Origin of the sequence: Skermania piniformis (genome assembly GCF_019285775.1) — a bacterium.
Lineage (GTDB): Bacteria > Actinomycetota > Actinomycetes > Mycobacteriales > Mycobacteriaceae > Skermania > Skermania pinensis.
Genome location: NZ_CP079105.1, coordinates 1,081,910 through 1,107,347 on the forward strand (window position 1 = coordinate 1,081,910; position 25,438 = coordinate 1,107,347).

At 67.1% G+C, this 25,438-nt stretch carries 28 protein-coding genes and 1 tRNA gene; 24 read left to right on the forward strand and 5 right to left on the reverse strand.

The window, feature by feature from the left end; all coding sequences use genetic code 11:
- Positions 1–19: 19 nt before the first annotated feature.
- Positions 20–229 (forward strand): hypothetical protein, encoded by a 210-nt coding sequence (locus KV203_RS04920; protein ID WP_066468379.1) that lies wholly within the window; start codon positions 20–22, stop codon positions 227–229.
- Here KV203_RS04920 and KV203_RS20060 read toward each other — a convergent pair.
- The 4 genes from KV203_RS20060 to KV203_RS04940 all read right to left on the reverse strand — a co-directional run bounded on the left by KV203_RS20060 (position 150) and on the right by KV203_RS04940 (position 2,718).
- The gene (locus KV203_RS20060; protein WP_306303587.1) at positions 150–398 is read right to left on the reverse strand and encodes a helix-turn-helix domain-containing protein; all 249 of its coding nucleotides are present in this window, start codon (positions 396–398) and stop codon (positions 150–152) included. The genes KV203_RS04920 and KV203_RS20060 overlap by 80 nt on opposite strands.
- 557 nt (positions 399–955) lie before the next feature.
- Positions 956–1,028 (reverse strand) — tRNA-Arg (locus tag KV203_RS04930).
- A gap of 66 nt (positions 1,029–1,094) precedes the next feature.
- Entirely contained in the window at positions 1,095–1,772 is a 678-nt protein-coding gene (locus KV203_RS04935) for a DUF305 domain-containing protein (RefSeq protein ID WP_066468376.1), read from the reverse strand.
- Entirely contained in the window at positions 1,765–2,718 is a 954-nt protein-coding gene (locus KV203_RS04940; protein WP_066468374.1) for a thioredoxin-like domain-containing protein, read from the reverse strand. Before KV203_RS04940 ends, KV203_RS04935 begins: the two co-directional genes overlap by 8 nt.
- A 168-nt stretch (positions 2,719–2,886) precedes the next feature.
- On the opposite strand from KV203_RS04940, the gene argS reads away from it, so the two are divergent.
- The 23 genes from argS (at position 2,887) to KV203_RS05055 (ending at position 24,821) form a co-directional block, all read left to right on the forward strand.
- On the forward strand, positions 2,887–4,539 hold the full coding sequence (gene argS / locus KV203_RS04945; protein ID WP_066468372.1) for an arginine--tRNA ligase: 1,653 nt from the start codon (positions 2,887–2,889) through the stop codon (positions 4,537–4,539).
- A complete protein-coding gene (lysA, locus tag KV203_RS04950; protein WP_066468371.1) occupies positions 4,536–5,954 on the forward strand; it encodes a diaminopimelate decarboxylase in 1,419 nt (472 codons plus the stop codon). Before argS ends, lysA begins: the two co-directional genes overlap by 4 nt.
- Before the next feature lie 6 nt (positions 5,955–5,960).
- The gene (locus KV203_RS04955) at positions 5,961–7,283 is read left to right on the forward strand and encodes a homoserine dehydrogenase (RefSeq protein ID WP_066468369.1); all 1,323 of its coding nucleotides are present in this window, start codon (positions 5,961–5,963) and stop codon (positions 7,281–7,283) included.
- On the forward strand, positions 7,283–8,359 hold the full coding sequence (gene thrC / locus KV203_RS04960; protein ID WP_246600582.1) for a threonine synthase: 1,077 nt from the start codon (positions 7,283–7,285) through the stop codon (positions 8,357–8,359). The genes KV203_RS04955 and thrC overlap by 1 nt, the downstream gene beginning before the upstream one ends.
- 10 nt (positions 8,360–8,369) lie before the next feature.
- On the forward strand, positions 8,370–9,299 hold the full coding sequence (gene thrB, locus KV203_RS04965; protein ID WP_066468745.1) for a homoserine kinase: 930 nt from the start codon (positions 8,370–8,372) through the stop codon (positions 9,297–9,299).
- A gap of 350 nt (positions 9,300–9,649) precedes the next feature.
- Positions 9,650–11,728 carry a transcription termination factor Rho gene (gene rho / locus KV203_RS04970; RefSeq protein ID WP_066468365.1) on the forward strand — a complete coding sequence of 693 codons (2,079 nt, stop codon included), beginning with the start codon at positions 9,650–9,652 and terminating at the stop codon, positions 11,726–11,728.
- 228 nt (positions 11,729–11,956) lie between these two features.
- Positions 11,957–12,187 carry a 50S ribosomal protein L31 gene (rpmE, locus tag KV203_RS04975; RefSeq protein WP_066468363.1) on the forward strand — a complete coding sequence of 77 codons (231 nt, stop codon included), beginning with the start codon at positions 11,957–11,959 and terminating at the stop codon, positions 12,185–12,187.
- Between the two features lie 110 nt (positions 12,188–12,297).
- Positions 12,298–13,377 carry a peptide chain release factor 1 gene (gene prfA, locus KV203_RS04980; RefSeq protein WP_066468743.1) on the forward strand — a complete coding sequence of 360 codons (1,080 nt, stop codon included), beginning with the start codon at positions 12,298–12,300 and terminating at the stop codon, positions 13,375–13,377.
- Positions 13,374–14,249 carry a peptide chain release factor N(5)-glutamine methyltransferase gene (gene prmC, locus KV203_RS04985; protein WP_066468361.1) on the forward strand — a complete coding sequence of 292 codons (876 nt, stop codon included), beginning with the start codon at positions 13,374–13,376 and terminating at the stop codon, positions 14,247–14,249. The genes prfA and prmC overlap by 4 nt, the downstream gene beginning before the upstream one ends.
- Positions 14,246–14,899, forward strand: coding sequence for an L-threonylcarbamoyladenylate synthase (locus tag KV203_RS04990; protein ID WP_066468359.1), 654 nt, complete (start codon positions 14,246–14,248; stop codon positions 14,897–14,899). Before prmC ends, KV203_RS04990 begins: the two co-directional genes overlap by 4 nt.
- Positions 14,896–16,041 carry a glycosyltransferase family 4 protein gene (locus tag KV203_RS04995; protein ID WP_066468357.1) on the forward strand — a complete coding sequence of 382 codons (1,146 nt, stop codon included), beginning with the start codon at positions 14,896–14,898 and terminating at the stop codon, positions 16,039–16,041. The genes KV203_RS04990 and KV203_RS04995 overlap by 4 nt, the downstream gene beginning before the upstream one ends.
- 204 nt (positions 16,042–16,245) lie before the next feature.
- The gene (locus tag KV203_RS05000; RefSeq protein WP_218821015.1) at positions 16,246–16,506 is read left to right on the forward strand and encodes an AtpZ/AtpI family protein; all 261 of its coding nucleotides are present in this window, start codon (positions 16,246–16,248) and stop codon (positions 16,504–16,506) included.
- A gap of 20 nt (positions 16,507–16,526) precedes the next feature.
- A complete protein-coding gene (locus KV203_RS05005; protein WP_246600593.1) occupies positions 16,527–16,955 on the forward strand; it encodes a hypothetical protein in 429 nt (142 codons plus the stop codon).
- Positions 16,952–17,719, forward strand: coding sequence for a F0F1 ATP synthase subunit A (gene atpB / locus KV203_RS05010; RefSeq protein ID WP_066468355.1), 768 nt, complete (start codon positions 16,952–16,954; stop codon positions 17,717–17,719). The genes KV203_RS05005 and atpB overlap by 4 nt, the downstream gene beginning before the upstream one ends.
- Before the next feature lie 48 nt (positions 17,720–17,767).
- Positions 17,768–18,019 (forward strand): F0F1 ATP synthase subunit C, encoded by a 252-nt coding sequence (locus KV203_RS05015; RefSeq protein ID WP_066468353.1) that lies wholly within the window; start codon positions 17,768–17,770, stop codon positions 18,017–18,019.
- 10 nt (positions 18,020–18,029) lie between these two features.
- Complete coding sequence (locus KV203_RS05020) at positions 18,030–18,545, forward strand: F0F1 ATP synthase subunit B (protein ID WP_083529889.1); 516 nt, start codon at positions 18,030–18,032, stop codon at positions 18,543–18,545.
- Positions 18,546–18,561: 16 nt separating this feature from the next.
- A complete protein-coding gene (locus KV203_RS05025) occupies positions 18,562–19,080 on the forward strand; it encodes a F0F1 ATP synthase subunit B family protein (protein WP_066468350.1) in 519 nt (172 codons plus the stop codon).
- A complete protein-coding gene (locus tag KV203_RS05030; protein WP_066468349.1) occupies positions 19,080–19,922 on the forward strand; it encodes a F0F1 ATP synthase subunit delta in 843 nt (280 codons plus the stop codon). Before KV203_RS05025 ends, KV203_RS05030 begins: the two co-directional genes overlap by 1 nt.
- A 32-nt stretch (positions 19,923–19,954) precedes the next feature.
- Positions 19,955–21,604 (forward strand): F0F1 ATP synthase subunit alpha, encoded by a 1,650-nt coding sequence (atpA, locus tag KV203_RS05035; RefSeq protein ID WP_066468347.1) that lies wholly within the window; start codon positions 19,955–19,957, stop codon positions 21,602–21,604.
- Positions 21,605–21,616: 12 nt separating this feature from the next.
- A complete protein-coding gene (locus KV203_RS05040) occupies positions 21,617–22,543 on the forward strand; it encodes a F0F1 ATP synthase subunit gamma (RefSeq protein WP_066468345.1) in 927 nt (308 codons plus the stop codon).
- A 4-nt stretch (positions 22,544–22,547) separates the two neighbouring features.
- Entirely contained in the window at positions 22,548–23,999 is a 1,452-nt protein-coding gene (gene atpD, locus KV203_RS05045) for a F0F1 ATP synthase subunit beta (protein WP_066468343.1), read from the forward strand.
- Complete coding sequence (locus tag KV203_RS05050; RefSeq protein WP_066468341.1) at positions 23,999–24,364, forward strand: F0F1 ATP synthase subunit epsilon; 366 nt, start codon at positions 23,999–24,001, stop codon at positions 24,362–24,364. The genes atpD and KV203_RS05050 overlap by 1 nt, the downstream gene beginning before the upstream one ends.
- Positions 24,365–24,398: 34 nt before the next feature.
- Entirely contained in the window at positions 24,399–24,821 is a 423-nt protein-coding gene (locus KV203_RS05055; RefSeq protein ID WP_066468739.1) for a DUF2550 domain-containing protein, read from the forward strand.
- Between the two features lie 20 nt (positions 24,822–24,841).
- On the opposite strand, the gene KV203_RS05060 is transcribed toward KV203_RS05055, so the two are convergent.
- Positions 24,842–25,417: a cob(I)yrinic acid a,c-diamide adenosyltransferase gene (locus KV203_RS05060; protein WP_066468339.1), complete on the reverse strand. Its 576-nt coding sequence runs from the start codon at positions 25,415–25,417 to the stop codon at positions 24,842–24,844.
- Between the last annotated feature and the right edge of the window lie 21 nt (positions 25,418–25,438).

A 25,438-nucleotide genomic window follows, 5' to 3' on the forward strand; every position in this document is an offset into this window, starting at 1 on the left:
CCGATTCTGGCGGTCTGGGATGAGCGTCAGTCAGTTGGTCTCGCTGCTCGTCGCAGGCGCAAGCGCATTGATCGTCAAGCCGATCGGCTTCGAGTCCGCCATGAGCGGTCTTGTCGTGCTCGCGGCGTTGATCGTGTTCTGGTCCTGGTTCAGGGCGGAATGCGATGCAATGGCCGTCGCCGGATCGGCTGGTGATGGGGGATCGCGCCCGGCGGGAGATGGCGTTTGATGGGACGCCCTGCCAGGAAATGATTCCGGTCGGCAAGTTCGACTGACCGGCACTCGTACGCAATCAGCCGTTGCTGCGGCCCCGGGACGGTATAGATGGTTGCCCGGCTGACGCTGTATTCGCGGGCGAGTGCGGTAGCGGATTCATCGGCTCCCAGGCGTTCGATCACCTCGGCGGCTTGTGCCGGGCTGAGCGCCGGTTTCCTGCCTTTGTACTTCCCGGCGGCTTTAGCGATTGCGATGCCTTCCCGGTTGGCGTTTCAGGATCAGGAAACGCTCGAAGTTGGCGACGACGCCCATCACCGAGAGCATGAGCATGGCGCAGAGGGGCGGAGGTGTCGGCGGTGAAGCTCAGGCACTCCTTCGCGAATCGCACGGTGATACCTCCCTCTGCCGGTGAGGTCGTCCACGGTGGTCTGCAGGTCGGCCAGCTCGGCGAGCCCTACACTCCCGACGCGATTAGTCGGATGGGGAGAAGCTCGCAATCCGGGCTGGAATCAGACCGATCCGGCTGCACGATGCGCGACATTCCTGCGGTACTGCCATGCACCTACGAGGTGTCCCACTCGCCACGATTGCCCGGTGGTTGGGTCAGGCCGATTCGCTGCTCGACGCGGCAGTGAGTTTGGGGCGAGTTATGTCATCGTATGTCATCGACGGCCAAGCCGACGCTGTGTGATTCATGCACCAATGCTTATACGGCCTGGTCAATAGGCTTGTTTCTGAGTGCCCCCGGCAGGATTCGAACCTGCGGCCTTCTGCTCCGGAGGCAGACGCTCTATCCCCTGAGCTACGGGGGCTCGGGGCGGTTGTCAGCCTAGCGCACGGCGGGCGTGCGGCCCAAGTCGCCCGGCCCGGCGCGCGTATCAGTTCATCGGCAGCGGTTGCGCGCCTTGGGCAATGAGCATCTTGGTCATCAGCTCGGCCTCGCTTTGCTGGGTCCGCACCATCGAGCCGGCCAGGTCGCGGACCACGGTCTGGTCGGCGTATTGCTGGGCATACTCGGCCATCGGTAGTCCGCCTTGGTGATGGCGGAGCATCAGTTGGAGGAACAACGTGTCCAGAGCCGGACCGCGGGCCTGGCGCAGCGCGGACATGTCGGCAGTGGTTGCCATACCGGGCATCAGTGGGGCCGCGGCGTCGGCGCCGGTGGTCGAGTCCGCGTCGTGCATGTGCTGGTCCGAGCTGTCGTGGTCCATCCAGGTCATGTAGCCGTCGGTCGCCGTCGGTGGCCGGTTCCACAGGGCCAGCCAGCCTTGCATCTGTCCGACCTGATTCTGCTGGGTGGTCAGGATGTCGAACGCAAGGTTCTTGATCGGCTGATCGGTCGACTCGGTCAACGCCACCGCAGCCATGTCGATCGCCTGGTTGTGATGGGTCGACATGTCCTGGGCGAAGCCGACATCCACGGAGTCGGCGGCCGGTGCATCGTCCCGGTCGGCGAGTGGTAGCCGGGCCAGGACACCGATCGCGAAGCCGACGGCGATCGCCGCGATCAGCCCGAGAACCAGCAGCGGGGTGCGCTGACTACGCAGCTCAGCCATTGCCGGCCGGAGCCGTCGGAGCGGCGGGAGCGGGCGACTCGGGCGCCGGCTGCACGGGCGCGGCGGGCGCGCCGCCGGGCAGTTCGCCGAGACCGCCCGGCAGACCCGGGATGCCGGCCATACCGCCGCCGGCAATTTCGGAGCTATCCGGGGTCAGCCCCTTGCCGTCCATCGGGACCGCGTCCGGGCCGGGCGGGTTCGGGTCGAACGCCGGCGGATTGTCCGGATCGAATGAGCCGGGAATGGTCGAACAGCTGGCGCCGACCTCCGGGTAGGTGTACTTGTTCTGGCGCAGAGCGACGATGAACTGCTTGATTCGCGGGTCCGTCGGGTCGTCCACCTCGAGCTGGTGCCCCCACGATTGCAGCGCGATCGGGCGGTCCAGGCCCGGGTACGGCGACATCAGCATGTACTGCTGGCCGTCCACCCGATCCTTCAGCGCATCGATCCCGGCAGCGTCCAGCTTGTCCGGGTTGTAGGCGACCCACACGGCGCCGTGCTCGAGCGCGTGCACCATGTTCTCGGTGCGTACCGGCTTGGGGTAGACGTTGCCCATGCAGGATGCCCAGACGCCGTCGTGCGGCCCGCCGAACGGTGGGCTGTGGTCGTAAGCGACCCGCTGATCCGGTTTGACGTGCAGGCCGGCCGGATAGTCGATCTTCACGACCCCGTCGATGGCCGACGACGGGTCCTGGTTGCTCTCGCTCGGGGTGAACCGGTCGGCTTCCGCTTTGTCCTCGTACTTCGGGACGAGGTTGTAGGCAAGCGCACCGATGAAGGCCAGGATCACCAGGACTGCGCCGATGGTCACCCAGGGAATGGCGCGCCGGGTGGGTAGCCCGCCACCGTCGGAAGATCGCTTCTTCTTGCCTTTGGAAGCCGCCTTGATCGCCTTCGCGGACTTCGCGCTCGTACTGTTGCGCGGAGTGTCCGATTCGGTGGGCATCGCTCGTCTGCACCTTCTTCGCGGTTTGACTGCTGTATCGGGCGTCACGGTTGTGGGCAGCGCCGTCCTGATCAGCGACCCACTCTACGGATCGATCCTGAGTGTCGGCGTCCGGTCGTGGTACACCTACGACGGTGCTCCGGCGGCCAGCCCATAGGATGGTCGATCGTGACCCCCGCCGATCTTGCCGACCTGCTGCGTACCGTGGCGGCGAAGGTGCTGGCCGAGCGCGGCCTCGAGGTAACCGCTCTCCCGGACAAGCTACCGGTGGAGCGACCCCGCAACCCGGCGCACGGAGACTATTCGGCCAACGTCGCGATGCAGATGGCCAAGCGCGTGGGCGTCGCGCCGCGGGACCTGGCGAGCTGGATTGCCGAGGGTCTGCGGGCTGCCGACGGCATCGCCGATGTCGAGATCGCCGGCCCCGGCTTCCTCAACGTGCGGCTTGCCGCCTCGGCGCAGGGGGCGATCGTCGCGCAGGTGCTGGCTGCCGGGGCGGGTTACGGCACCGCCGACAGCCTGTCCGGCCGTTCGATCAACTTGGAGTTCGTCTCGGCCAACCCGACCGGCCCGATCCATCTGGGCGGGACTCGGTGGGCCGCGGTCGGTGACGCGCTCGGTCGGGTGCTGACCGCCCAGGGCGCCGCGGTGACCCGGGAGTACTACTTCAACGACCACGGTGCGCAGGTCGATCGCTTCGCGGACTCGCTGGTGGCCGCCGCCACCGGTCGGCCGACGCCGGAGAACGGTTATGCCGGCGCCTATATCGACGACATCGCCGCCGCGATCGTCGATCGTCGGCCGGATGCGCTCGATGCGCCTGCCGAACAACGTCGGGAGATCTTCCGGGCCGAGGGCGTCGAGCTCATGTTCGCCCAGATCAAGCAGTCGTTGCATGATTTCGGGATCGACTTCGACGTCTATTTCAACGAAAGTTCGTTGTTTTCCTCGGGCGCGGTCGACCGGGCGACCACGACGTTGCGCGACGACGGGCTGCTCTACCAGCGTGACGGCGCCTGGTGGCTGCGGACCACCGATTACGGCGATGATCAGGACCGGGTGGTGATCAAGAGTGACGGCACGCCGGCCTACGTCGCGGGCGACATCGCCTACTTCGCGGACAAACGGGAGCGCGGCGCCGACCTCTGCATCTACATGCTCGGTGCCGACCACCATGGCTATATCGGGCGCCTCAAGACGATCGCGGCAACGGTGGGCGACGGACCGGACGGCGTCGAGGTGCTGATCGGGCAGATGGTGAATCTGGTCCGCGGGGGAGTCGCGGTGAAGATGAGCAAGCGGGCCGGCACGGTGGTCACCCTGGACGACCTGGTCGAGGCGATCGGGGTCGACGCGGCCCGGTATGCGTTGGTGCGCTCGTCGGTGCACAGCTCCATCGATATCGATCTGACGCTCTGGGCGAGTCGGAGCAACGACAACCCGGTCTACTACGTGCAGTACGCGCACGCGCGGCTCTGTTCGATCGCGCGCAATGCCGCCGAACTCGGCGTACCGACCGACGGTGCCGATCTCGGCCTGCTCACCGGTGAGCAGGCCGGCGAACTGATCCGGACGCTCGGCGAGTATCCCCGGGTCGTCGCGAGCGCGGCGGATCTGCGTGAGCCACATCGGATCGCGCGGTACCTGGAGGAGCTGGCCGGCGCGTACCACCGGTTCTATTCGGCGGATCGGGTGCTACCGCAGGGTGACGAACAACCGGCCCCGGTGCATACCGCGCGATTGGCACTGTGCCGGGCGACCCGTCAGGTGATCTCGAACGGGCTGGGTTTGCTGGGTGTGTCGGCGCCGGAGCGGATGTGAGCGCGCATCCGGCCGGCCCCCGGCACGCCGAACTACCGCATGCTCCGGGCTTGGCCGAGCGTCCCGCACCGGGCGCTTCGTCGACGTTGCCGGCGCACGTCTGGCCGCGGAATGCGGCCCGCGGCAGCGACGGGGTGGTCCGGCTGGCCGGAGTTCCGGTCAGCGAACTCGCCGCCGAGTTCGGTACCCCGCTGTTCGTCGTCGACGAGGACGACTTCCGTTCTCGCTGTAGAGATATGGCCCGCGCGTTCGGCGATCCGGCACGGGTGCACTACGCCTCCAAGGCATTTCTGTGCTCAGCGGTGGCGCGTTGGGTTGCCGAAGAAGGCCTGTCGTTGGACGTATGTTCCGCCGGTGAGCTGGCTACCGCGCTGCATGCGGGCTTTCCGGCCGAGCGGATCGCGGTGCACGGCAACAACAAATCGGTCCCGGAACTCGACGCCGCGGTGCGCGCCGGGGTCGGCCATGTGGTGCTCGACTCGATGATCGAGATCGAGCGGCTGGATCGGATCGCCGGTGCGGTCGGCGTGGTGCAGGACGTGTTGGTCCGGGTGACGGTCGGGGTGGAGGCGCACACCCACGAGTTCATCGCGACCGCGCACGAGGACCAGAAGTTCGGCTTCTCCATTGCCGGTGGTGACGCGATGGCCGCGATCACCCGCGTGTTCGCGACCGACAACCTGCGGCTGGTCGGCCTGCACAGCCACATCGGCTCGCAGATCTTCGATGTGGCCGGGTTCGAGCTCGCCGCCCACCGGGTGATCGGTCTGCTCCGCGCAGTGGTGGCGGACTTCGGGGTGCCGAAGACGTCACAGATGGCGATCGTCGATCTCGGCGGTGGTCTCGGTATCTCGTATGTGCCGGACGACGACCCGCCGCCGCTGAACGAGCTGGCCGCGAAGCTGGCGGTGATCGTCGCCGCCGAATCGGCTGCCGTCGGCCTGCCCACCCCGGAACTGGCGGTGGAGCCGGGGCGCGCGATCGCCGGGCCGGGTACCGTGACGTTGTACGAGGTCGGCACGGTGAAGGACGTGCAGCTGGGTGCGAATGCCCGGCGCCGATACATCAGTGTCGACGGCGGAATGAGCGACAATATCCGGACCGCGCTGTACCAGGCGGATTACGAATGTCGGCTGGTCTCGCGGATCAGCACCGCCCCGGATGTGGTTGCCCGGATCGTCGGCAAGCACTGCGAGAGCGGCGATGTGGTCGTCCGGGATCAGTGGATGCCCGACGATGTAGGACCCGGTGACCTGATTGCAGTCGCCGCGACCGGCGCCTATTGCTATTCGATGTCGAGTCGGTACAACATGTTGCCCCGACCCGCAGTCGTGGCGGTACGCGACGGCGTGGCGCGGGCGCTCCTCCGCCGGGAAACCATGGCCGACCTGCTCGGCCTGGAAGTAGAGGAATGAGACGAGATGGCCAACAGTAGTTTCGGTACCAACCGGCCGATCGGCGTGGCGGTTCTCGGCCTGGGCAATGTCGGATCCGAGGTGGTGCGGATCCTGCTCGAGCATGCCGACGAGCTGCACGCTCGGGTCGGTGCGCCGGTGGTGCTGCGTGGTGTGGCGGTGCGCCGGACCGGTGTGGAGCGGGGTATTGCAGCCGATCTGCTGACCACCGATGCGGCCGCCCTGGTGGTTCGGGACGACGTGGACATCGTGGTGGAGGTCATCGGCGGGATCGAGCCGCCGCGCGCCCTGATTCTGTCCGCGCTGAACGCCGGTAAGTCGGTGGTGACCGCAAACAAGGCGCTGCTCGCCGACTACACCGGCGAGCTGGCCGAAGCGGCCGAACGCAACCGCGCCGACCTGTATTTCGAAGCATCTGTGGCCGGCGCGATCCCGGTGATCCGGCCGCTGATGCAGAGCCTCGCCGGCGACCGGGTGAACCGGGTGGTCGGGATCGTCAACGGCACCACCAACTTCATCCTCTCGGCGATGGAGGAGACCGACGCCGACTACCAGGTTGCGTTGTCGCAGGCGCAGCAGCTCGGTTACGCCGAGGCCGACCCAACCGCCGACGTGGAGGGCTACGACGCGGCGGCGAAGGCGGCGATCTTGGCCTCGCTGGCGTTCCATACCCGGGTGACCGCCGCCGACGTCTATCGGGAGGGCATCACGGGGGTCAGCGCAGAGGATTTCGAGACCGCAGCCGCGTTCGACTGCACGGTGAAGTTGCTCGCCATGTGTGAGCGCCTGGTCGATCCCGCGAGTGGCAACGAGCGCATCTCGGTGCGGGTCTATCCGGCGCTGATTCCGCGTAAGCACCCGTTGGCGGCGGTGAGCGGAGCGTTCAACGCGGTCGTCGTCGAGGCCGAGGCGGCCGGCCGGCTGATGTTCTACGGGCAGGGTGCCGGCGGTGCGCCCACCGCGTCGGCAGTGCTCGGTGACCTGGTGATGGCTGCGCGGAACAAGGTTTACGAGGGGCGCGGGCCGGGTGAGTCGGCCTATGCACAGTTGCCGATTGCGCCGATCGGCGACACGCTGGTCCGTTATCACATGAACCTGCAGGTCGACGATCGTCCGGGGGTATTGGCCGGGGTGGCCAACGAGTTCGCCAAGCGGGATGTCAGCATCTCTGCGGTACGGCAGGAAGGGACCGGCAAGCGGGCCCGGCTGGTGGTGGTCACCCATCGGGCACCCGAATCGGCACTGGCGGACACCGTGCAAGCGCTGAACGAGCAGGGCTTCGACGTCATCGTGCGAAGTGTGCTCCGACTGGAAGGTACCGAGGAATAGTGGCTTCGGGAACGACGCAGGTCGGCTGGCCCGGGCTGATCGCGGCATATCGGGATCGACTGGCCGTCGGCCCAGATTGGACGCCGGTGACCCTGTTCGAGGGTGGGACGCCGCTGATTCCGGCCCGTCACCTCGGTGAGCTCACCGGGTGCGAGGTGTATCTCAAGGTCGAGGGCCTCAATCCGACCGGTTCGTTCAAGGACCGGGGGATGACGATGGCGATCACCGACTCGCTTGCCCGCGGACAGCGCGCGGTGCTCTGCGCCTCCACCGGTAACACCTCGGCGTCGGCGGCGGCGTACGCGACGCGTGCCGGGATGACCTGTGCGGTATTGATTCCGCAGGGCAAGATCGCGATGGGCAAGTTGGCGCAAGCCGTGATGCACGGTGCGCGGATCATCCAGATCACCGGAAACTTCGACGATTGCCTGGAGCTGGCCCGCAAGACCACTGCGCAGTATCCCGAGGTGGGTCTGGTGAATTCGGTGAATCCGGCCCGGATCGAGGGACAGAAGACGGCGGCGTTCGAGATCTGCGATGTGCTCGGCCGGGCGCCCGACGTGCACGCATTACCAGTTGGCAACGCGGGCAACATCACCGCGTACTGGCGCGGTTACAGCGAATACTTCGCCGACGGGCTCACCGGCGGTCGGCCGCGGATGCTCGGGGTTCAGGCGGCCGGTGCGGCCCCGCTGGTTCACGGTGCGCCGGTGTCGGATCCGGAGACGATCGCGACCGCGATCCGGATCGGTGCGCCGGCATCCTGGAACGGCGCAGTCGCGGCCAAGGAGGAGTCCGGCGGGGCGTTTCGCGCGGCCACCGACGCGGAGATCCTCGCCGCGTACCGGCTGATCGCCGGTACCGAGGGAGTGTTCGTCGAGCCCGCCTCGGCGGCAAGTGTGGCCGGAATGCTCGCCGCGTGTACCGAGGGCTGGATCGAGCCCGGATCGACGGTGGTCTGCACCGTCACCGGAAACGGGCTCAAGGATCCGGACACGGCGTTGTCCGGGATGCCGGAGGTCGAGCCGTTGCCGGTCGATCCGGTGGCGGTTGCCGGTGCGCTCGGCCTCGATTGAGCCGCCGCCGATGACGCGGACCCTCCCGGTCGGCACCACCGTGACCGCCCGGGTGCCCGCGTCGAGCGCGAACCTGGGTGCAGGTTTCGACACCTTCGGGATTGCGTTGGGGCTGTACGACGAGATCACGGTCACGGTGACGTCCGCCGGCCTGACGGTGCGGGTCGTCGGCGAGGGCGCGGGCGAAGTCCCGCTCGGCGACGGGCATCTTGTGGTGCGCGCGGTGCAGCGCGGTCTGCGTGCCGCCGGCGTTGCCGTAGACGGCCTGGACGTATTGTGCCGCAACTGTATTCCGCATTCTCGGGGACTGGGATCGTCCGCGTCGGCGGCGGTCGGCGGGCTCGTCGCCGCCAGCGGGCTGGCCGCCAAGCTCGATCCGGGGTCGGCGCTGACGACGGATCGGCTGATCCAGCTGGCAGGTGAGTTCGAGGGTCACCCCGACAACTCGTCGGCGAGTATCCTCGGCGGCGTCGTGGTGTCGTGGACCGAGCCTGACCCGGACCGGGGCGGACCTCGATACCGAGCGGTCCGACTGGACCCGCATCCGGCGTTGCGCGCGACCGCGCTGGTGCCGCCGCATCGATCGTCCACGTCGCACACCCGCATGTTGTTGCCCGACCTGGTACCGCACGCGGACGCGGTGTTCAACGTCAGCCGTGCGGCGTTGGCGGTGGTCGCGGTCACCCACCGTCCGGATCTGTTGATCCCGGCGACCGAGGACCGGCTGCATCAGCCGCAGCGCGCGGCCGCGATCCCGGTCACCACCGAGTGGGTGGGTCGGCTCCGCGCGGCAGGCATCGCGGCGACCGTGTCCGGTGCCGGTCCGGCGGTGCTGGCGTTGACGCTCGACGAGCTGCCGACCTACTTACGCGAGCAGGCACAGGCAGCCGGATTGCAGGTGCTCGACCTCCCGTTGTGTGGTGGGGTCACCGTCGAGTAAGTGTCATCACCCGGTCGGGCGAATGCGACACGCCGCCGACACTGGGGGACCCGCCGGTGCCGGTGCTTGCCGACCTATCTCGTGCCGGTTATTCTGGCAACGTCCGTACATCGTGCGCATCCGCCGCCGGTACCTTCACAAGGGCAATCACTCCAGATTTACCGGGGGTTTTCAAAAGCCGACAGGCCCGAGACGCCGAGTCGATATCGCTTTCCCGGAAAGATCGTGACGGGTGATCGGCACTGCGTGACGCGCACGTACGGCACCAACCGAGCCCGGCGCCATGAGCTGGGCGACGGGACGAAGCCCTCGTTTCCGCGCACCGCGAGCGAGGGAGAGAAAGGACATCCGTGACCGATACGGACCTACTCGTGACTCCGGCAGGTTCCGCCGAATCCGGCGCCGTGGACACTGCGAGCCCCGTGAACACCGCGAGCGCCGCGGCCGAGGAGCAGCGGGCAGCCGGGCGCAAACCCGAGTCGGCAACGTCCGCGCCTGCGCTCGCCGGCGATCTCGCCGGAATGCTGCTGCCGCAACTCCGTGTCATCGCGACCGAACTGGGCATCCGGGGCACGTCGGGTATGCGCAAGGGCGCGCTGATCACCGCGATCACGCAGAACCGTGCGGGTACCAAGGCTCCCGCCGCACCAGCAGCGGAGCCTGCGCCCGCGGTCGAGTCCGCGCCGGAGCCTGCGTCGGAGGCGGTGCCGGTATCCGACGCGGAGTCGAAGGCGGCGCCTGCGCCGGAGTCGAAGGCGGCGCCTGCGCCGGAGTCGAACGTTTCGGCCGCCCCGGCCGACCAGCTTGCGCTCGACGAGGCCCCGCCCCGGACGGAGCGGGCACCTCGGCGAGCCGAACGGGATGGCGGCAGCGCTCGGCAGGCGCGCCGCTCGGCCGAGACCCCGGCAGGCGCCGAGTCGGCGGAGTCGGCGGACAACGAACCAGCGACCGACGGCCAGGCCGGCGGGCGGCGGCGCGAGCGCAACCAGAACAGCGCAGCTAATCAAGCTGGGGCCGCCGGTCCGGCCGGTGGTCAGGGCAACAACGCGACCTCCGGTAACGGGGGCGGGAACCGGAACAGCAACCGCAACAACGCCGAGCGCGGGAACAATGCCGAGCGCGGCAATAGTGCCGAGCGCGGGAACAATGCCGAGCGCAACTCCGACGACGACGACGAAGGGGGGCGGGGCCGGCGGGGCCGTCGGTTCCGCGAGCGTCGGCGCGGGCGTGACCGCGGTGGAGAGCTGGTCGGATCCACCGCAGAGCCGGAGATCCGCGACGACGACGTTCTGCAGCCGGTGGCCGGAATTCTCGATGTGCTGGACAATTACGCGTTCGTTCGTACGTCGGGCTATCTGGCCGGGCCGAACGATGTCTATGTCTCGATGAACCTGGTCCGCAAGAACGGGTTGCGTCGTGGCGATGCGATCACCGGCGCGGTCCGGGCGCCGCGGGAGAAGGAACAGGGCAACCAGCGGCAGAAGTTCGATCCGCTGGTCCGGCTCGACACGGTGAACGGTGGTGACGTCGAGGCCGCCAAGCGACGCCCCGATTTCGGCAAGCTCACCCCGCTCTACCCGAACCAGCGGCTGCGTCTGGAGACCACGCAGAACAAGCTGACCACTCGGGTGATCGACCTGATCATGCCGATCGGCAAGGGCCAGCGGGCGCTGATCGTTTCACCGCCGAAGGCGGGTAAGACGACGATCCTGCAGGACATCGCGAACGCGATCGCCACGAACAACCCGGAGTGCTACCTGATGGTGGTGCTGGTGGACGAACGTCCCGAAGAGGTCACCGACATGCAGCGCTCCGTGCGCGGTGAAGTGATCGCCTCCACCTTCGACCGACCGCCGTCCGATCACACCTCGGTTGCCGAGTTGGCGATCGAGCGGGCCAAGCGACTGGTCGAGATGGGCAAGGACGTGGTGGTTCTGCTGGACTCGATCACCCGGCTGGGTCGGGCATACAACAATTCGTCGCCGGCGTCCGGACGGATTTTGTCCGGTGGTGTCGACTCGACCGCGCTGTATCCGCCCAAACGGTTCCTCGGCGCCGCTCGCAACATCGAGAACGGTGGCTCGCTGACCATCATCGCCACCGCGATGGTGGAGACCGGGTCCACCGGCGACACCGTGATCTTCGAAGAGTTCAAGGGGACCGGCAACGCCGAGCTCAAGCTCGATCGCAAGATCTCCGAACGGCGGGTGTTCCCGGCGGTGGATGTCAATCCGTCCAGCACCCGGCACGACGAACTGCTCATGTCGCCGGATGAGATGGCGGTGGTGCACAAACTGCGCCGGGTGCTCGCCGGACTGGATTCGCATCAGGCGATCGATTTGTTGATCGACCGGCTGAAGAAGAGTCGCAACAACATCGAGTTCTTGATGCAGGTATCGAAGAACGCACCCGGCGGCGCCGACGACTGACCCGGTGGCGGTCGTTTCCCGGCCGCTGGTTGCGGGGAACAATGCGCGTCGGGCCGGGGTTGTACCGGTCGCCATGGTGGTGGCCGAATCGACGATTTCGAGGTGGTCAGCTGCTCTGGCATACTGATCGGCCTAGTCCGGTTCCGGTTCACGCCCGGTCCGCGGCGACTACCTGGGTAGGTATCGATCCGCGCAATGGCGACCCGGCGACCATGAAGAGAGGACACCATGAAGGCAGGAATCCATCCCGAATACGTGCCGACCACGGTCGTGTGCGGGTGCGGCAACACGTTCGAGACGCGGAGCACGAAGACCTCCGGACGAATCACCGTCGAGGTCTGTTCGCAGTGCCATCCGTTCTACACCGGCAAGCAGAAGATCTTGGATACCGGCGGCCGGGTCGCCCGCTTCGAGGCCCGATACGGCAAGCGTGCGGCGAAGAAGTCCGACGCCAAGTAGCCGCTCCGCCGACGCCCGGTTCCTGTTCAGGGGCCGGGCGTCGGCGCGTTCGGTGTGCTTCACCGAACCGTCGTAAACCCGACGTAGACGAAACCAGAGAGGTGTGCACGGTGGACGAGCAGTTCCGCGGCGGTGCCGTCGAGGACGTGCTGGCCGAGCACGCCGGGCTGGAACGGCAACTCGCCGACCCGGCGCTGCACGCGGATCCGGCAGCCGCCCGGCGGGTCGGCAAACGATTCGCCGAACTTGCGCCGGTGATGACGACGTACGGCAAGTTGGTATCCGCCCGGGAAGATCTGGCGGCCGCCCGGGAGCTTGTCGTCGACGATCCGGCTTTCGCCGACGAGGTGGTCGAGCTGGAACGTCAGGTCGCCGAGCTGGACGCCGCGCTGACCGACCTGCTCGCGCCGCGCGATCCGCACGACGGAGAAGACGTGGTGCTCGAGGCCAAATCGGGGGAGGGCGGCGAAGAGTCCGCGCTGTTCGCCGCCGACCTGGTGCGGATGTATGTCCGCTATGCGGAACGGCGTGGCTGGAAGGTCGAAATCCTCGACGCCACCCCGTCCGACCTCGGTGGCTACAAGGACGCGACCCTGTCGATCAAGAGCCGGGACGCGGTCCGGGACGGAGTGTGGTCGCGGCTGAAGTTCGAAGGGGGGGTGCACCGGGTCCAGCGGGTGCCGGTGACGGAGTCTCAAGGTCGGGTGCACACGTCTGCGGCCGGCGTGCTGATCTACCCCGAACCGGACGACACCGAGGTTGTCCAGATCGACGAGACCGACCTCCGAATCGACGTCTACCGGTCGTCCGGTAAAGGCGGCCAGGGGGTCAACACCACCGACTCGGCGGTCCGGATCACCCACCTGCCGACGGGGATCGTGGTGACCTGCCAGAACGAGCGGTCCCAGTTGCAGAACAAGGCGCGGGCCATGCAGGTGCTCGCCGCCAGACTGCAGGCGCTCGCCGACGAACAGGCCGAGGCCGATGCCGCGGCCGGGCGCGCCAGCCAGGTGAGAACCGTCGATCGGTCCGAACGCATTCGCACCTACAACTTTCCGGAGAACCGGATCACCGACCACCGGATCGGTTTCAAAGCGCACAATCTCGACGCCGTGTTGGGCGGTGAGCTGGATGCGTTGCTGGACGCGCTGGCAACCGCGGACAAACAAGCCCGGCTGGCCGCCGAGTGAGTATCCGGGCGGAGCTCGCGGCGGCCACCACACGATTGCGGGCGGCCGGCGTGCCGACCCCGCGTGCCGATGCCGAATTGCTCGCGGCGCATCTGCTCGGGGTGCCGCGTACCCGGCTGGGCCTGCTGGACGCGCCGCCCGACGAGCTGTTCGCCGACTATCGCGCGCTGGTCGAGCAGCGCGCGCAACGAGTCCCGCTGCACTACGTGACCGGCATCGCGGGTTTCGGTCCGATCGAAGTCCAGGTCGGTCCGGGGGTTTTCGTGCCGCGCCCGGAGACCGAGGCGTTGCTGGAATGGGCGCTGGGTGCGCTGCCGACCGCCGGGTCGGCGCAGCCGGTACTGCTGGATCTGTGTACCGGGTCGGGTGCGCTGGCGCTGGCGCTGGCGCACGATCGCCCGGACGCGATAGTGCACGCGATCGAGGCCGATCCGCGGGCGTTGGCCTGGGCCCGGCGCAATGCGATCGTCCGAGCGGATGCCGGAGACCGACCGATTGAGCTACGTCGCGTCGATGTGACCGACCCCCGGGCGTTGGTCGAGCTGACCGGGCAGGTCGACCTGGTGGTCGCCAACCCGCCGTACGTTCCGGTCGGGGTGCCGATCGACCCCGAGGTAGCGCGCTACGAACCGCCCGGCGCAGTCTTCGCCGGCGCCGACGGACTCTCGGTGATCCGGCCGTTGATCGCCAACGTCACCCGGTGGCTGCGGCCGGGCGGTGCGGTCGCCGTCGAGCACGACGACGCGGGCCGTCCGGCCGTGCTCGAACTCTTCACCGCCACTCGGATGTTCGACGAGATCACCGCGCACTCCGATCTGGCCGGACGGCCGCGGTTCGTTACCGCCCGACGGGCTGACAGGATGGAGGAGTGAGTACGGTCCACGATTGTCGGCAGCCGGATTCGCGGGCGGCCGGATTGGCCGCGGCGAGCGGCATGCTGCGGTCGGGTCGACTCGTCGTCCTGCCGACCGACACGCTCTACGGCCTGGCCGCGGATGCCTTCGATCCGGCGGCAGTCGCGGCTTTGTTGGCGGCGAAGCGGCGTGGCCGAGACATGCCCGTCCCGGTCCTCGTCGGTTCCTGGTACACCATCGACGGGCTCGCGGCGGGGGTAGGACCGCAGGCCCGGGCATTGATCCGGGCCTTCTGGCCGGGTGCGTTGAGCCTCGTCGTCGCGCAGGCCCCGTCGTTGGCCTGGGATCTCGGCGACACCCGAGGCACCGTCATGGTGCGGATGCCGCTGCATCCGGTCGCCCTGGAGCTGCTCCGGGAAGTCGGCCCGCTCGCGGTATCCAGTGCGAATGTGTCCGGCAATCCGCCGCCGCGCACGGTGGCGGAAGCGCGTGCCCAGCTCGGTGAGTCGGCGGCCGTCTACCTCGACGGCGGACCGGCGATACACGCCGTGGCATCGACCATCGTCGACCTCAGCGGAGATCGGCCGCGGGTGTTGCGGGTCGGCGCGGTGGCGACCGAGCAGGTCGCCGAGGTGCTCGGTGTCGATCCCGCGGAGTTGTCCGCGTGACCGTGCTCGCCCAGCCGAGCGCCGGCGCGGGAGTGCCGATCCGAGAGTTGCTTCTGGTCCTGTTCACCGCGGCGGTCGTCACCTTCTTGGCGACCGGGGGAGTACGGGCGCTGGCCAACGCCTTCGGTGCGGTCGCGATTCCGCGCGCTCGCGACGTGCATACCCGGCCGATTCCGCGGATGGGCGGGGTGGGCATGTTCCTCGGGATGGTGGCCGCGCTGCTGTTTGCGCAGCAGCTGCCGGCGTTGCAGCGCGGTTTCGTCTACACCACCGACGTGCCCGCCGCGTTGTTCGCCGGGTTGATCATCGTCGCGGTCGGTGTGATCGATGACCGGTGGGGCCTCGACGCGCTGACCAAGTTCGTCGGTCAGGTGACCGCGGCCGGGGTCCTGGCCGTTATGGGCGTCAGCTGGTTCCTGGTGTACAACCCGTTCAGTGGCAGCACCGTGGTACTCGACCAGCTGCAGGCCGGCTTGGTCACCGTCGCCGTCACCGTCGTGATGGTGAACGCGATGAACTTCGTCGACGGCTTGGACGGCCTCGCGGCCGGGCTGGGCTTGATCGCCGCGTCGGCGATCTTCATCTTCTCGCTCGGCTTGCTGCACGCACAGGGCGGGGACGTGAACACCTATCCGCCGGCACTGCTCGCCGCCGCGTTGGCCGGCGCCTGCCTGGGTTTCCTGCCGCACAACTTCCATCCCGCGCGGATTTTCATGGGTGACTCCGGATCGATGCTGATCGGGCTGATGCTGGCTGCGATCTCGACCGGAGCGTCCGGCCGGATTCCCTTGCAGGGGTACGGTACCCGCGACATTCTCGGCTTGCTGTCGCCGCTGTTGCTGGTCGGTGCGGTGATGTTCGTGCCGGTGCTGGACATGCTGCTGGCGGTGATCCGGCGGACCAGGGCCGGGGTAAGCCCGTTCAGTCCGGACAAGATGCACCTGCACCACCGGCTGCTGGAGATCGGGCACTCGCAGCGCCGGGTGGTGCTGCTGATCTATCTGTGGGTCGGCGTGCTGGCCTTCGGTGCCGTCGCAACGTCGTTGATCGATGTTCGGGTAGTCGTGTTGCTGGTGGCCGGCGGACTGGTTACGGCGCTGGTCGCCACCGCGGTCCCGTCCTTACGCAGCGGCCCTGGTTGAGGACCGGCTTGTCCGTTTCCGGCTCTTCTACTACACTGCGTCGTGGGCGCTGGTGCGACGTTGGTGATGTGATACGGTTTCGCTGCCTCGCACCTCGTGTGCCGGCCGGTTCGGCCTGCGTGGATCGCACGTCCGACGTAACGACCGACAAGGAGCTGTTGTGAGCGATGTCCTGTCCCGACGCCTTCGGTGATCGGAACCGCAGTGAGCAGCCCACCGGGGCCGGCCAGCGGTTTGCCACAGGAGCCATCGAATCCGGGCTCGAGCGGCTCACCGAGCCCGAGGCAGTTGATCGGGTTCGGTGCCGGGATTGTAGGCTTCGTCGTATTCGGTCTTGTGGTCGGCTGGGCGGCCGATCGCGCTTTCGGCACGTCGCCGGTGCTGATCATGGTCGGGCTCGGACTCGGCGTGATCGGCGCGGTGTGGTCGATGATCACGCAGGTCCGGAAATTTATGAAGGATTGAGGTAGGGGCAGACGATGACGATGCCGGCCGACCCGATGACGGGTCAGGATAGCAGCGAGGGCTTCGTCGTCCCCGCGCTGTCGGTCAGTCTCCGACTACCGGCAATTTTGGTCGCGGTCTTCGGTGTCCTTGCGCTGGCCGCCACCGGGGCGCTCGACCGGTTGCTGTTGGGCGTGTTCATCTGCCTCGGACTGCTGCTCGGTTTGGGGAACGCCAAGCTGATGCAGCATTCCGCCGTCGTCATCACCTCGGCCGATCATCCGAGCAAGGGAAAGATGGCGCTCTCCTCGGCCGCGCGGCTCGCGATCGTCACGGTGATCGCGCTCGCGCTGGCGTTCCTGTTGAAGCCGAACGGGATCGGAGTGTTCTTCGGTCTTGCACTGTTCCAGGTGATTCTCGTGCTCAACACCACCCTGCCCGCACTGAAAGGACTTCGCGAGCAGTCATGAGCGATCGACTTGCACAGACCAGCGTCCTGGCCGAATCCGGCATCGAGGTCGGCCATCATGCGCCGATATGGCATTTCGCCGGAATGACGTTCAACGGCGATACGATCATCGCTACGTTGATCTCGGCCGCGATCGTCATCGGCCTCGCATTCTTCCTCCGGGCGAAGGTCACCTCGACCGGCGTGCCCGGTGGGGTGCAGCTTTTTTTCGAGGCGATCACCATCCAGATGCGGGCGCAGATCGAAAGTGCGATCGGTATGCGGATCGCGCCGTTCGTGTTGCCGCTGGCGGTCACCCTGTTCGTATTCATTCTGGCCTCGAACTGGCTCGCCGTACTCCCGGTGCAGTACGGCACCGAGACCGGTACCAGTGAGCTGCTCAAGCCTCCTGCGGCCGACGTCAACTTCGTCTATGCGCTGGCCTTGTTCGTCTTCATCGCCTACCAGGCTGCCGGTATTCGGCGGCGTGGCCCGATCCAGCACGTCAAGCGGTTGGTCAAGGGTCATGCGGTCGGGCTCGCCCCGATCAACATCATCGAGGAGCTGGCCAAGCCGATCTCGCTGTCGTTGCGACTGTTCGGCAACATGTTCGCCGGCGGTGTGATGATATCGGTGATCGCGCTGTTCCCGGCCTACATCCTGTGGGCACCGAACGCCATCTGGAAGATGTTCGACTTGTTCGTCGGGCTGATCCAGGCGTTCATCTTCGCGCTACTGACCATTCTCTATTTCGGCCAGGCCATGGAACTCGAAGACGAACACTGAGCCGGTAGACCCCGACCCGAGTACGGAAACAAGAAAAGGAACGACAAAATGGCAGATGCGGTAATTGTCCAGGGTGCGCTCATCGGCGGTGGGCTCATCATGGCCGGCGGCGCAATCGGCGCAGGCATCGGCGACGGCATCGCCGGCAACGCGTTGATCAGCGGGATTGCCCGGCAGCCGGAGGCGCAGGGTCGGCTGATGTTCCCGTTCTTCCTCACGGTCGGCCTGGTCGAGGCCGCCTACTTCATCAACTTGGCATTCATGGCGTTGTTCGTCTTTGCGACGCCGGGCGCCAGCTGATTCCGCTTCGATGAACGAGCAGGTGCTGGCCGAGGGAGACAATTTCCTTCTGCCCAACGGGACGTTCTTCGTCGAGTTGGCGATCTTCCTCGTGGTGTTCTGGGTGATCTGGAAGTTCGTCGTGCCGTCGATCCGAGAGGTGCTCGAGGCGCGGGAGCGGATGGTATCGCAGACGGCTGCGGACAACCAGGCCGCGACGCGGGCGTTCGCGGACGCCGAGGTGAGTTACCGCGAGGAGCTGGCTACGGCGCGATCGGCAGCGGGCAAGATTCGCGATGACGCGCGGTCGGTCGGTCAGCGCCAGCTCGAGGTAAAGCGGGAGCAGGCGCGGAAAGAAGCCGAATCGGCGCAGCAGTTGGTTGCCGCCGAGCTCGAGCGTGAGAGTGTTCAGGTAGCTGCCGAACTGCAGCAGCATGTCGGTCCGCTGTCGGACACGTTGGCGAATCGAGTGCTCGGTGTCGACGATTCCGGAATACCGGCCGGGGCGACGCGCTATGCAGACCGGGTAGGACGAGGGACCGGGTAGGACGAGGATAGGTGCGATGAGTATCTTCATCGGTCAGCTGGTCGGCTTCGCGCTGATCGCGTTCGTCATTTGGCGATACGTGGTGCCGCTGGTGCGCGAAATGATGCACAAGCAGCAAAGTGCTGTGCGGGACCAGATTACGGAAGCCAAGGCCGCCGCAGAGCGGCGTGCCGAAGCCGAGCGGGCCCACGACAATGCGGTCGAGCAGGCACGGGTCGAAGCGGCCAAGATCCGTGAGGATTCGCGGGCCGACGCCCAGCGGATCACCGAGCAGTTGCAGCTGCAGGCGGACGCCGAGGCGAACCGCATCCGACAGCAGAGCACCGAGCAGGCCGGCCTGCAGCGGCAGCAGGCCGTTCGTCAGTTGCGTACCGATCTCGGTACGGCGGCCGCAGAACAGGCGCAGGAAAAGGTGCGTAGTCGACTCGCCGAGCCCGACGAGAAGTCGCGCACGGTCGAGCGGCTACTCGACCGGCTCGAAGCGATGGCGGCCAAGGAGAAGGACGACCCCAACGCCAACAAGGGAGCGCTGTGATGGCCGGGAACGTGGGCCTCGAGTCGTTGAAAGCGGCGAGCCGCGAGGCGGCGATCGCCGTACAGGACGTCTTCGAGACCCAAGTCGCCGGTTTGGCCGACGCGGGTGTCGCGACGTTGTCCGACGAGCTCGCCGCGGTGACCGATCTGCTCGGTCGTGAGGTCACGTTGCGCCGGGTCTTGGCTGCTCGCTCCGACGACCCGGCCGCGAAGCAGGCGATGCTGGACCGGCTGTTCGCCGGGAAGATCGGCGAACCGGCGCTGTCGGTACTGCGCGGTGCCGCCGAGCAGCGCTGGTCGGCCAGCCGGGACATGGTCGGCACGTTGGCGCAGCAGGCCCGGATCGGGGTGCTCATCCAGGCCGAGCGGGCCGACCAGCTCGACGATGTCGAGGACGAGTTGTTCCGCGTAGGTCGGGTCTTGGACGCCTACCCGCGCCTGGCCGCGCTCCTGGGCGACCGCAAGCGGCCCACGGCGGGCCGGCTCGGTCTGCTCGACGACGTCTTCGCCGGGCGGGTAAGCCGATACACCACGTCCCTACTGCAGCAGGAGGTGCGCCGGTCCGCCGGTGATATCACCGGCGCGGTCGCTGCGCTGGCCGATCTTGCAGCCGCCCGGCGCAGCCAGTCGGTAGCGCATGTCGTGGCCGCCGCACCACTGGTCGGCGACCAACAACGGCGGCTGGAGAGCGTGTTGTCCCGGATCTACGGCCGGACCATCACGGTCCAGTTGGAGATCGATCCCGATGTCCTCGGCGGCCTGCGGATAACGGTCGGCGACGAGGTCGTCGACGGCACCATCGCGTCGCGCCTCGCGGATGCGTCCGCCCACCTACCGCACTAGTCCCCCCGATCGAAAGCAGGAAATCGATAGCCATGGCCGAGTTGACGATCTCACCCGACGAGATTCACGGCGCAATCGAATCGTATGTGTCCTCGTTCTCGTCCGAGACCAACCGGGAAGAGATCGGCATCGTCGCCGATACCGGTGACGGCATCGCCCATGTGGAGGGCCTGCCCTCGGCGATGACCCAGGAACTGCTCGAGTTCGAGGGTGGGGTGCTCGGCGTGGCGCTGAACCTGGACGAGGGCAGTATCGGCGCGGTCATCCTCGGTGAGTACGAGCATATCGAGGAGGGGCAGCAGGTCCGGCGGACCGGCGAGGTGCTTTCGGTGCCGGTCGGCGATGCCTTCCTGGGCCGGGTGGTCGATCCGTTGGGCAAGCCGATCGACGGCCTGGGCGACATCGAGCCGGAGACCCGGCGTGCGCTGGAGCTGCAGGCGCCGTCGGTGGTCCAGCGACAGAGCGTCGCGCAGCCGCTGCAGACCGGGATCAAGGCGATCGATGCGATGACCCCGATCGGCCGGGGCCAGCGTCAGCTGATCATCGGTGACCGCAAGACCGGCAAGACCGCCGTCTGCGTCGACACCATCCTGAACCAGAAAGAAGCCTGGGCGACCGGCGACCCGGCGCAGCAAGTGCGCTGCGTGTATGTCGCGGTCGGACAGAAGGGTTCGACCATCGCCGGCGTGCGGCAGGCGCTCGACGACGCCGGCGCGCTGGAGTACACCACGATCGTCGCCGCACCGGCCTCGGATTCGGCCGGCTTCAAGTGGCTCGCGCCGTATACCGGGTCGGCGATCGGCCAGCACTGGATGTACGACGGCAAGCACGTGCTGATCGTGTTCGACGATCTGACCAAGCAGGCCGAGGCGTACCGGGCGATCTCGCTGCTGTTGCGCCGCCCGCCGGGCCGCGAAGCCTATCCCGGCGACGTGTTCTACCTGCACTCGCGTCTGCTGGAGCGCTGCGCGAAGCTCTCCGACGAGCTCGGCGCCGGCTCGATGACCGGGCTGCCGATCATCGAGACCAAGGCCAACGACATCTCGGCCTACATCCCGACCAACGTCATCTCGATCACCGACGGTCAGTGCTTCCTGGAGACCGACCTGTTCAACCAGGGCGTGCGGCCGGCGATCAACGTCGGCGTCTCGGTATCGCGGGTCGGCGGCGCGGCACAGATCAAGGCGATGAAGGAAGTTGCGGGTTCGTTGCGGCTGGAGTTGTCCCAGTACCGCGAGCTGGAAGCGTTCGCAGCGTTCGCCTCCGACCTGGACGCAGCGTCCAAAGCGCAGCTGGAACGCGGCGCCCGGTTGGTCGAGCTGCTCAAGCAGCCGCAGTACACGCCGTACCCGGTCGAGGAGCAGGTCGTGGCGATCTACCTCGGCACGGGTGGACACCTGGATTCGGTGCCGGTGGCCGACGTGATCCGGTTCGAGACCGAGTTCCTGGAAGCCATGCGGTCCCGGCACTCGGACATCTTGGCCACCATTCGAGACTCGAAGAAACTCGACGACGACACCTCGGAGTCGCTGGACTCGGCGATCGCCGACTTCAAGAAGAGTTTCGCCGCCTCCGACGGTGGCTCGGTGACCGCAGACGACAACGCCGGCGTCGAGGCGCTGGACGACGAGGAAGCCGAGTCGGTCAAGGTTCGCCGGTCGGCTCCGTCGCTGAAGAAGTAGGGACGTCGGCGGATGGGTGCACAGATTCGGGTACTGCGTCGAAGGATTCGTTCGGCCAAGTCGCTGAAGAAGATCACCAAGGCGCAAGAGCTGATCGCTACCTCACGGATCTCCAAGGCGCAGGCGCGGGTGCAGGCCGCTCGGCCCTACACCGACGAGTTGACCCAGGTGCTCAGCACGTTGGCCGGTGAAGCGGCGTTGGATCATCCGCTGCTGGTCGAGCGGGCGAATCCGCGGCGGGCGGGCGTGCTGGTCGTGTCCTCGGACCGTGGTTTGTGCGGTGGCTACAACGCGAACGCATTGCGGACGGCGGAGGAGCTGTTCGAGAAGCTGCGCAGCGAAGGCAAAACGCCGGTGGTGTACGCGATCGGTCGGAAGGCCGTGAACTACTACCGGTTCCGCCAGCGGGCGTTGGCGGATTCCTGGACCGGGTTCTCCGAGCAGCCCAGCTACGAGAATGCAGTGACCGTGGCCGACACCTTGGTGACCGCGTTCCTGGCCGGTTCGACCGACGAGGACGAGTCGCTCGACACGGACGACGGCGGTGTGGACGAGCTGCACATCGTCTACACCCAGTTCATCTCGATGCTGAACCTGCGGGCGGAGGCGCGCCGAATCGCTCCGCTCGAGGTCGAGTACGAGGGGGAAGCGGGCGAGCCGACCACCGAGTACGAGTTCGAACCCGGCGCGGACGAGCTGTTCGGCGCATTGTTGCCGAGATATCTCGCCACCCGGGTGTACTCCGCGCTGCTCGAGTCGGCAGCGTCGGAGTCGGCCGCGCGTCGGCGGGCCATGAAAGCGGCCACCGACAACGCGGACGAACTGATCAAGGGCCTCACCCTCGACGCCAACCGCGCGCGACAGGCCCAGATCACGCAGGAAATCAGTGAAATCGTCGGTGGCGTTGACGCGCTCGCCGCTACAGGAAGTGACGACTGACTCAATGACCGCCCCCACTCAGACAGATGGTCGCTCCGCAGGCTCCGCTTCAGCCGGTCGCGTCGTCCGGGTCACCGGCCCGGTCGTCGACGTCGAGTTCCCACGCGACGGCATTCCCGAGCTCTTCAACGCACTGCATGCCGATATCACCTTCCCGGAGATGAAGAAGACGCTGACGCTGGAGGTCGCCCAGCACCTCGGCGACAACCTGGTCCGGACGATCTCGATGCAGCCGACCGACGGTTTGGTCCGCGGCGTGTCGGTGACCGACACCGGCTCGGCCATCTCGGTTCCGGTCGGTGACGGCGTCAAGGGACATGTGTTCGACGCACTCGGCGAGTGCCTCGACGAACCGGGCTACGGGAAGGACTTCCCGCACTGGTCGATCCATCGCAATCCGCCCGCTTTCGACGAGCTCGAAGGCCGTACGGAGATGCTGGAAACCGGCCTGAAGGTCGTGGACCTGCTGACGCCATATGTCCGTGGCGGCAAGATCGGTCTGTTCGGTGGCGCCGGGGTGGGCAAGACGGTGCTCATCCAGGAGATGATCAACCGCATCGCGCGCAACTTTGCCGGCACGTCGGTGTTCGCCGGCGTGGGTGAGCGGACCCGCGAAGGCAATGATCTCTGGGTCGAGCTCGCCGATGCGAACGTCCTCAAGGACACCGCGCTGGTGTTCGGTCAGATGGACGAGCCGCCGGGCACCCGCATGCGGGTCGCCTTGTCCGCACTCACCATGGCCGAATACTTCCGCGATGAGCAGAAGCAGGACGTGCTGCTGTTCATCGACAACATCTTCCGGTTCACCCAGGCCGGTTCGGAGGTGTCGACGCTGCTCGGTCGGATGCCCTCGGCGGTGGGGTACCAGCCGACCCTGGCCGACGAGATGGGTGAGCTGCAGGAGCGGATCACCTCGACGAAGGGCCGCTCGATCACGTCGATGCAGGCGATCTACGTGCCTGCCGACGACTACACCGACCCGGCTCCGGCGACGACGTTCGCGCATCTCGATGCGACCACCGAGCTGTCCCGCGCGGTGTTCTCGAAAGGCATCTTCCCCGCGGTCGACCCGTTGGCTTCGTCGTCGACGATCCTGTTGCCGGGCATCGTCGGCGACGAGCACTACCGTGTCGCGCAGGAAGTCATCCGGATCCTGCAGCGTTATCAAGATTTGCAGGACATCATCGCGATTCTCGGTATCGACGAGCTGTCCGAGGAGGACAAGCAACTGGTCGGCCGGGCCCGGCGAGTCGAGCGCTTCCTGTCGCAGAACATGTTCGCGGCCGAGCAGTTCACCGGTCAGGCCGGCTCCAATGTGCCGCTGAAGGAAAACATCGATGCCTTCGACCGGCTCTGCAAGGGTGAGTTCGATCACGTTCCGGAGCAGGCGTTCTTTATGATCGGCGGACTGGACGATCTGGCGAAGAAGGCCGAAACCCTGGGGGCGAAGCTCTGATGGCGGAGATGACGGTCGAGTTGGTGGCCGTCGAGCGGCGGGTGTGGTCGGGGGAGGCGACGTTCGTTTTCGCTCGGACCACGGTCGGTGAGATCGGGATCTTGCCGCACCACATTCCGCTGATGGCTCAGCTCGTCGCCGATGCTCCGGTGCGCATCGACACGGCGGACGGTGAGGAGCTGATCTTCGCGGTGGACGGTGGTTTCCTGGCGATCGCCGAGAACGGTGTGACGATCCTCGCCGAAGCGGCGGAAGCGGCAGCCGATATCGACGCCGAACAGGCCGAGCGCGACGCCGCGTCGGACGACGAACGGGTGAGTGCGCGCGGTCGGGCACGGCTGCGCGCACTCGGCCGATCCGGCTAGCGGCAGGAGGAGGCGAGTCGCGGTGGGGATCGGAATGATTCTGGTCACAGTTCTCGTACTGTTGGTTACCGCGCTCGCCCTTGTCGCCTGCTACCGCCTGTGGGTGCTGCGTCGCGGCGGTACGGCAGCTATCTTGCGGGTACTTCCGGCATCCGGCGGTCAGGGTTGGCGGCACGGGATCATCCGCTACGACGACGACTCGCTGGTGTTCTACAAGTTGTCCAGCCTGAAGCTGGGTCCGGATTCGCAGATCGGCCGGCAGGGCATCGAGGTGGAGGAACGCCGCGGTCCGCGCGGCGACGAGTACGACATCATGACCGACGAGATCGTGGTACTCGGGGTGGTCGACGCGCCGCGCAGCTACGAAATTGCTTTCGACCGGGGAGCGCTGGCGGCCTTCCAGTCCTGGATCGAATCGCGCCCGTCCGGGCGGCAACAGCGCGGACAGTTCGATTGAATCTGGGGCGTGCGCAAAGCTCAGGCGCCGCCCGGACGCCAGAGCACGTCGCCACCCGGGTTCGATACCCGGCTGAGGATGAACAACAGGTCGGAGAGTCGGTTCAGGTAGCGCGCCGGCAATACCCCGGTGCTTTCCGGCGCCGCTTCGACGGCGGCCCATGCGGCACGCTCGGCCCGTCGTGCGATCGTGCGGGACATGTGCAGCAATGTGCCGAGTCGACTGCCGCCGGGCAGGATGAACGAGTCGAGCGCCGGCAGGTCTGCGTTGAACCGGTCACACCAGTGCTCCAGCCGATCGATCTGTTGCTGAGTGATTCGCAATGCCGTCGGGGCCTGCGGATCGTCCGCCCGTCCTGGCCGGGCCAGGTCGGCACCCGCGTCGAACAGATCGTTCTGAATCTGCCGGAGTACCCCGAGAACTTCCGGTGCCGGGTCACCGAGCGTGATCGCCACGCCGATACTGGCGTTCGTCTCGTCGCAGTCGGCGTACGCGACCAGACGTGGATCGTTCTTCGAGACCCGGGAGAAGTCGCCGAGTCCGGAGCTGCCGTCGTCGCCGGTTCGGGTGTAGATCCGAGTCAGGTGCACTGCCATGACCACTACCGTACGTGGCGC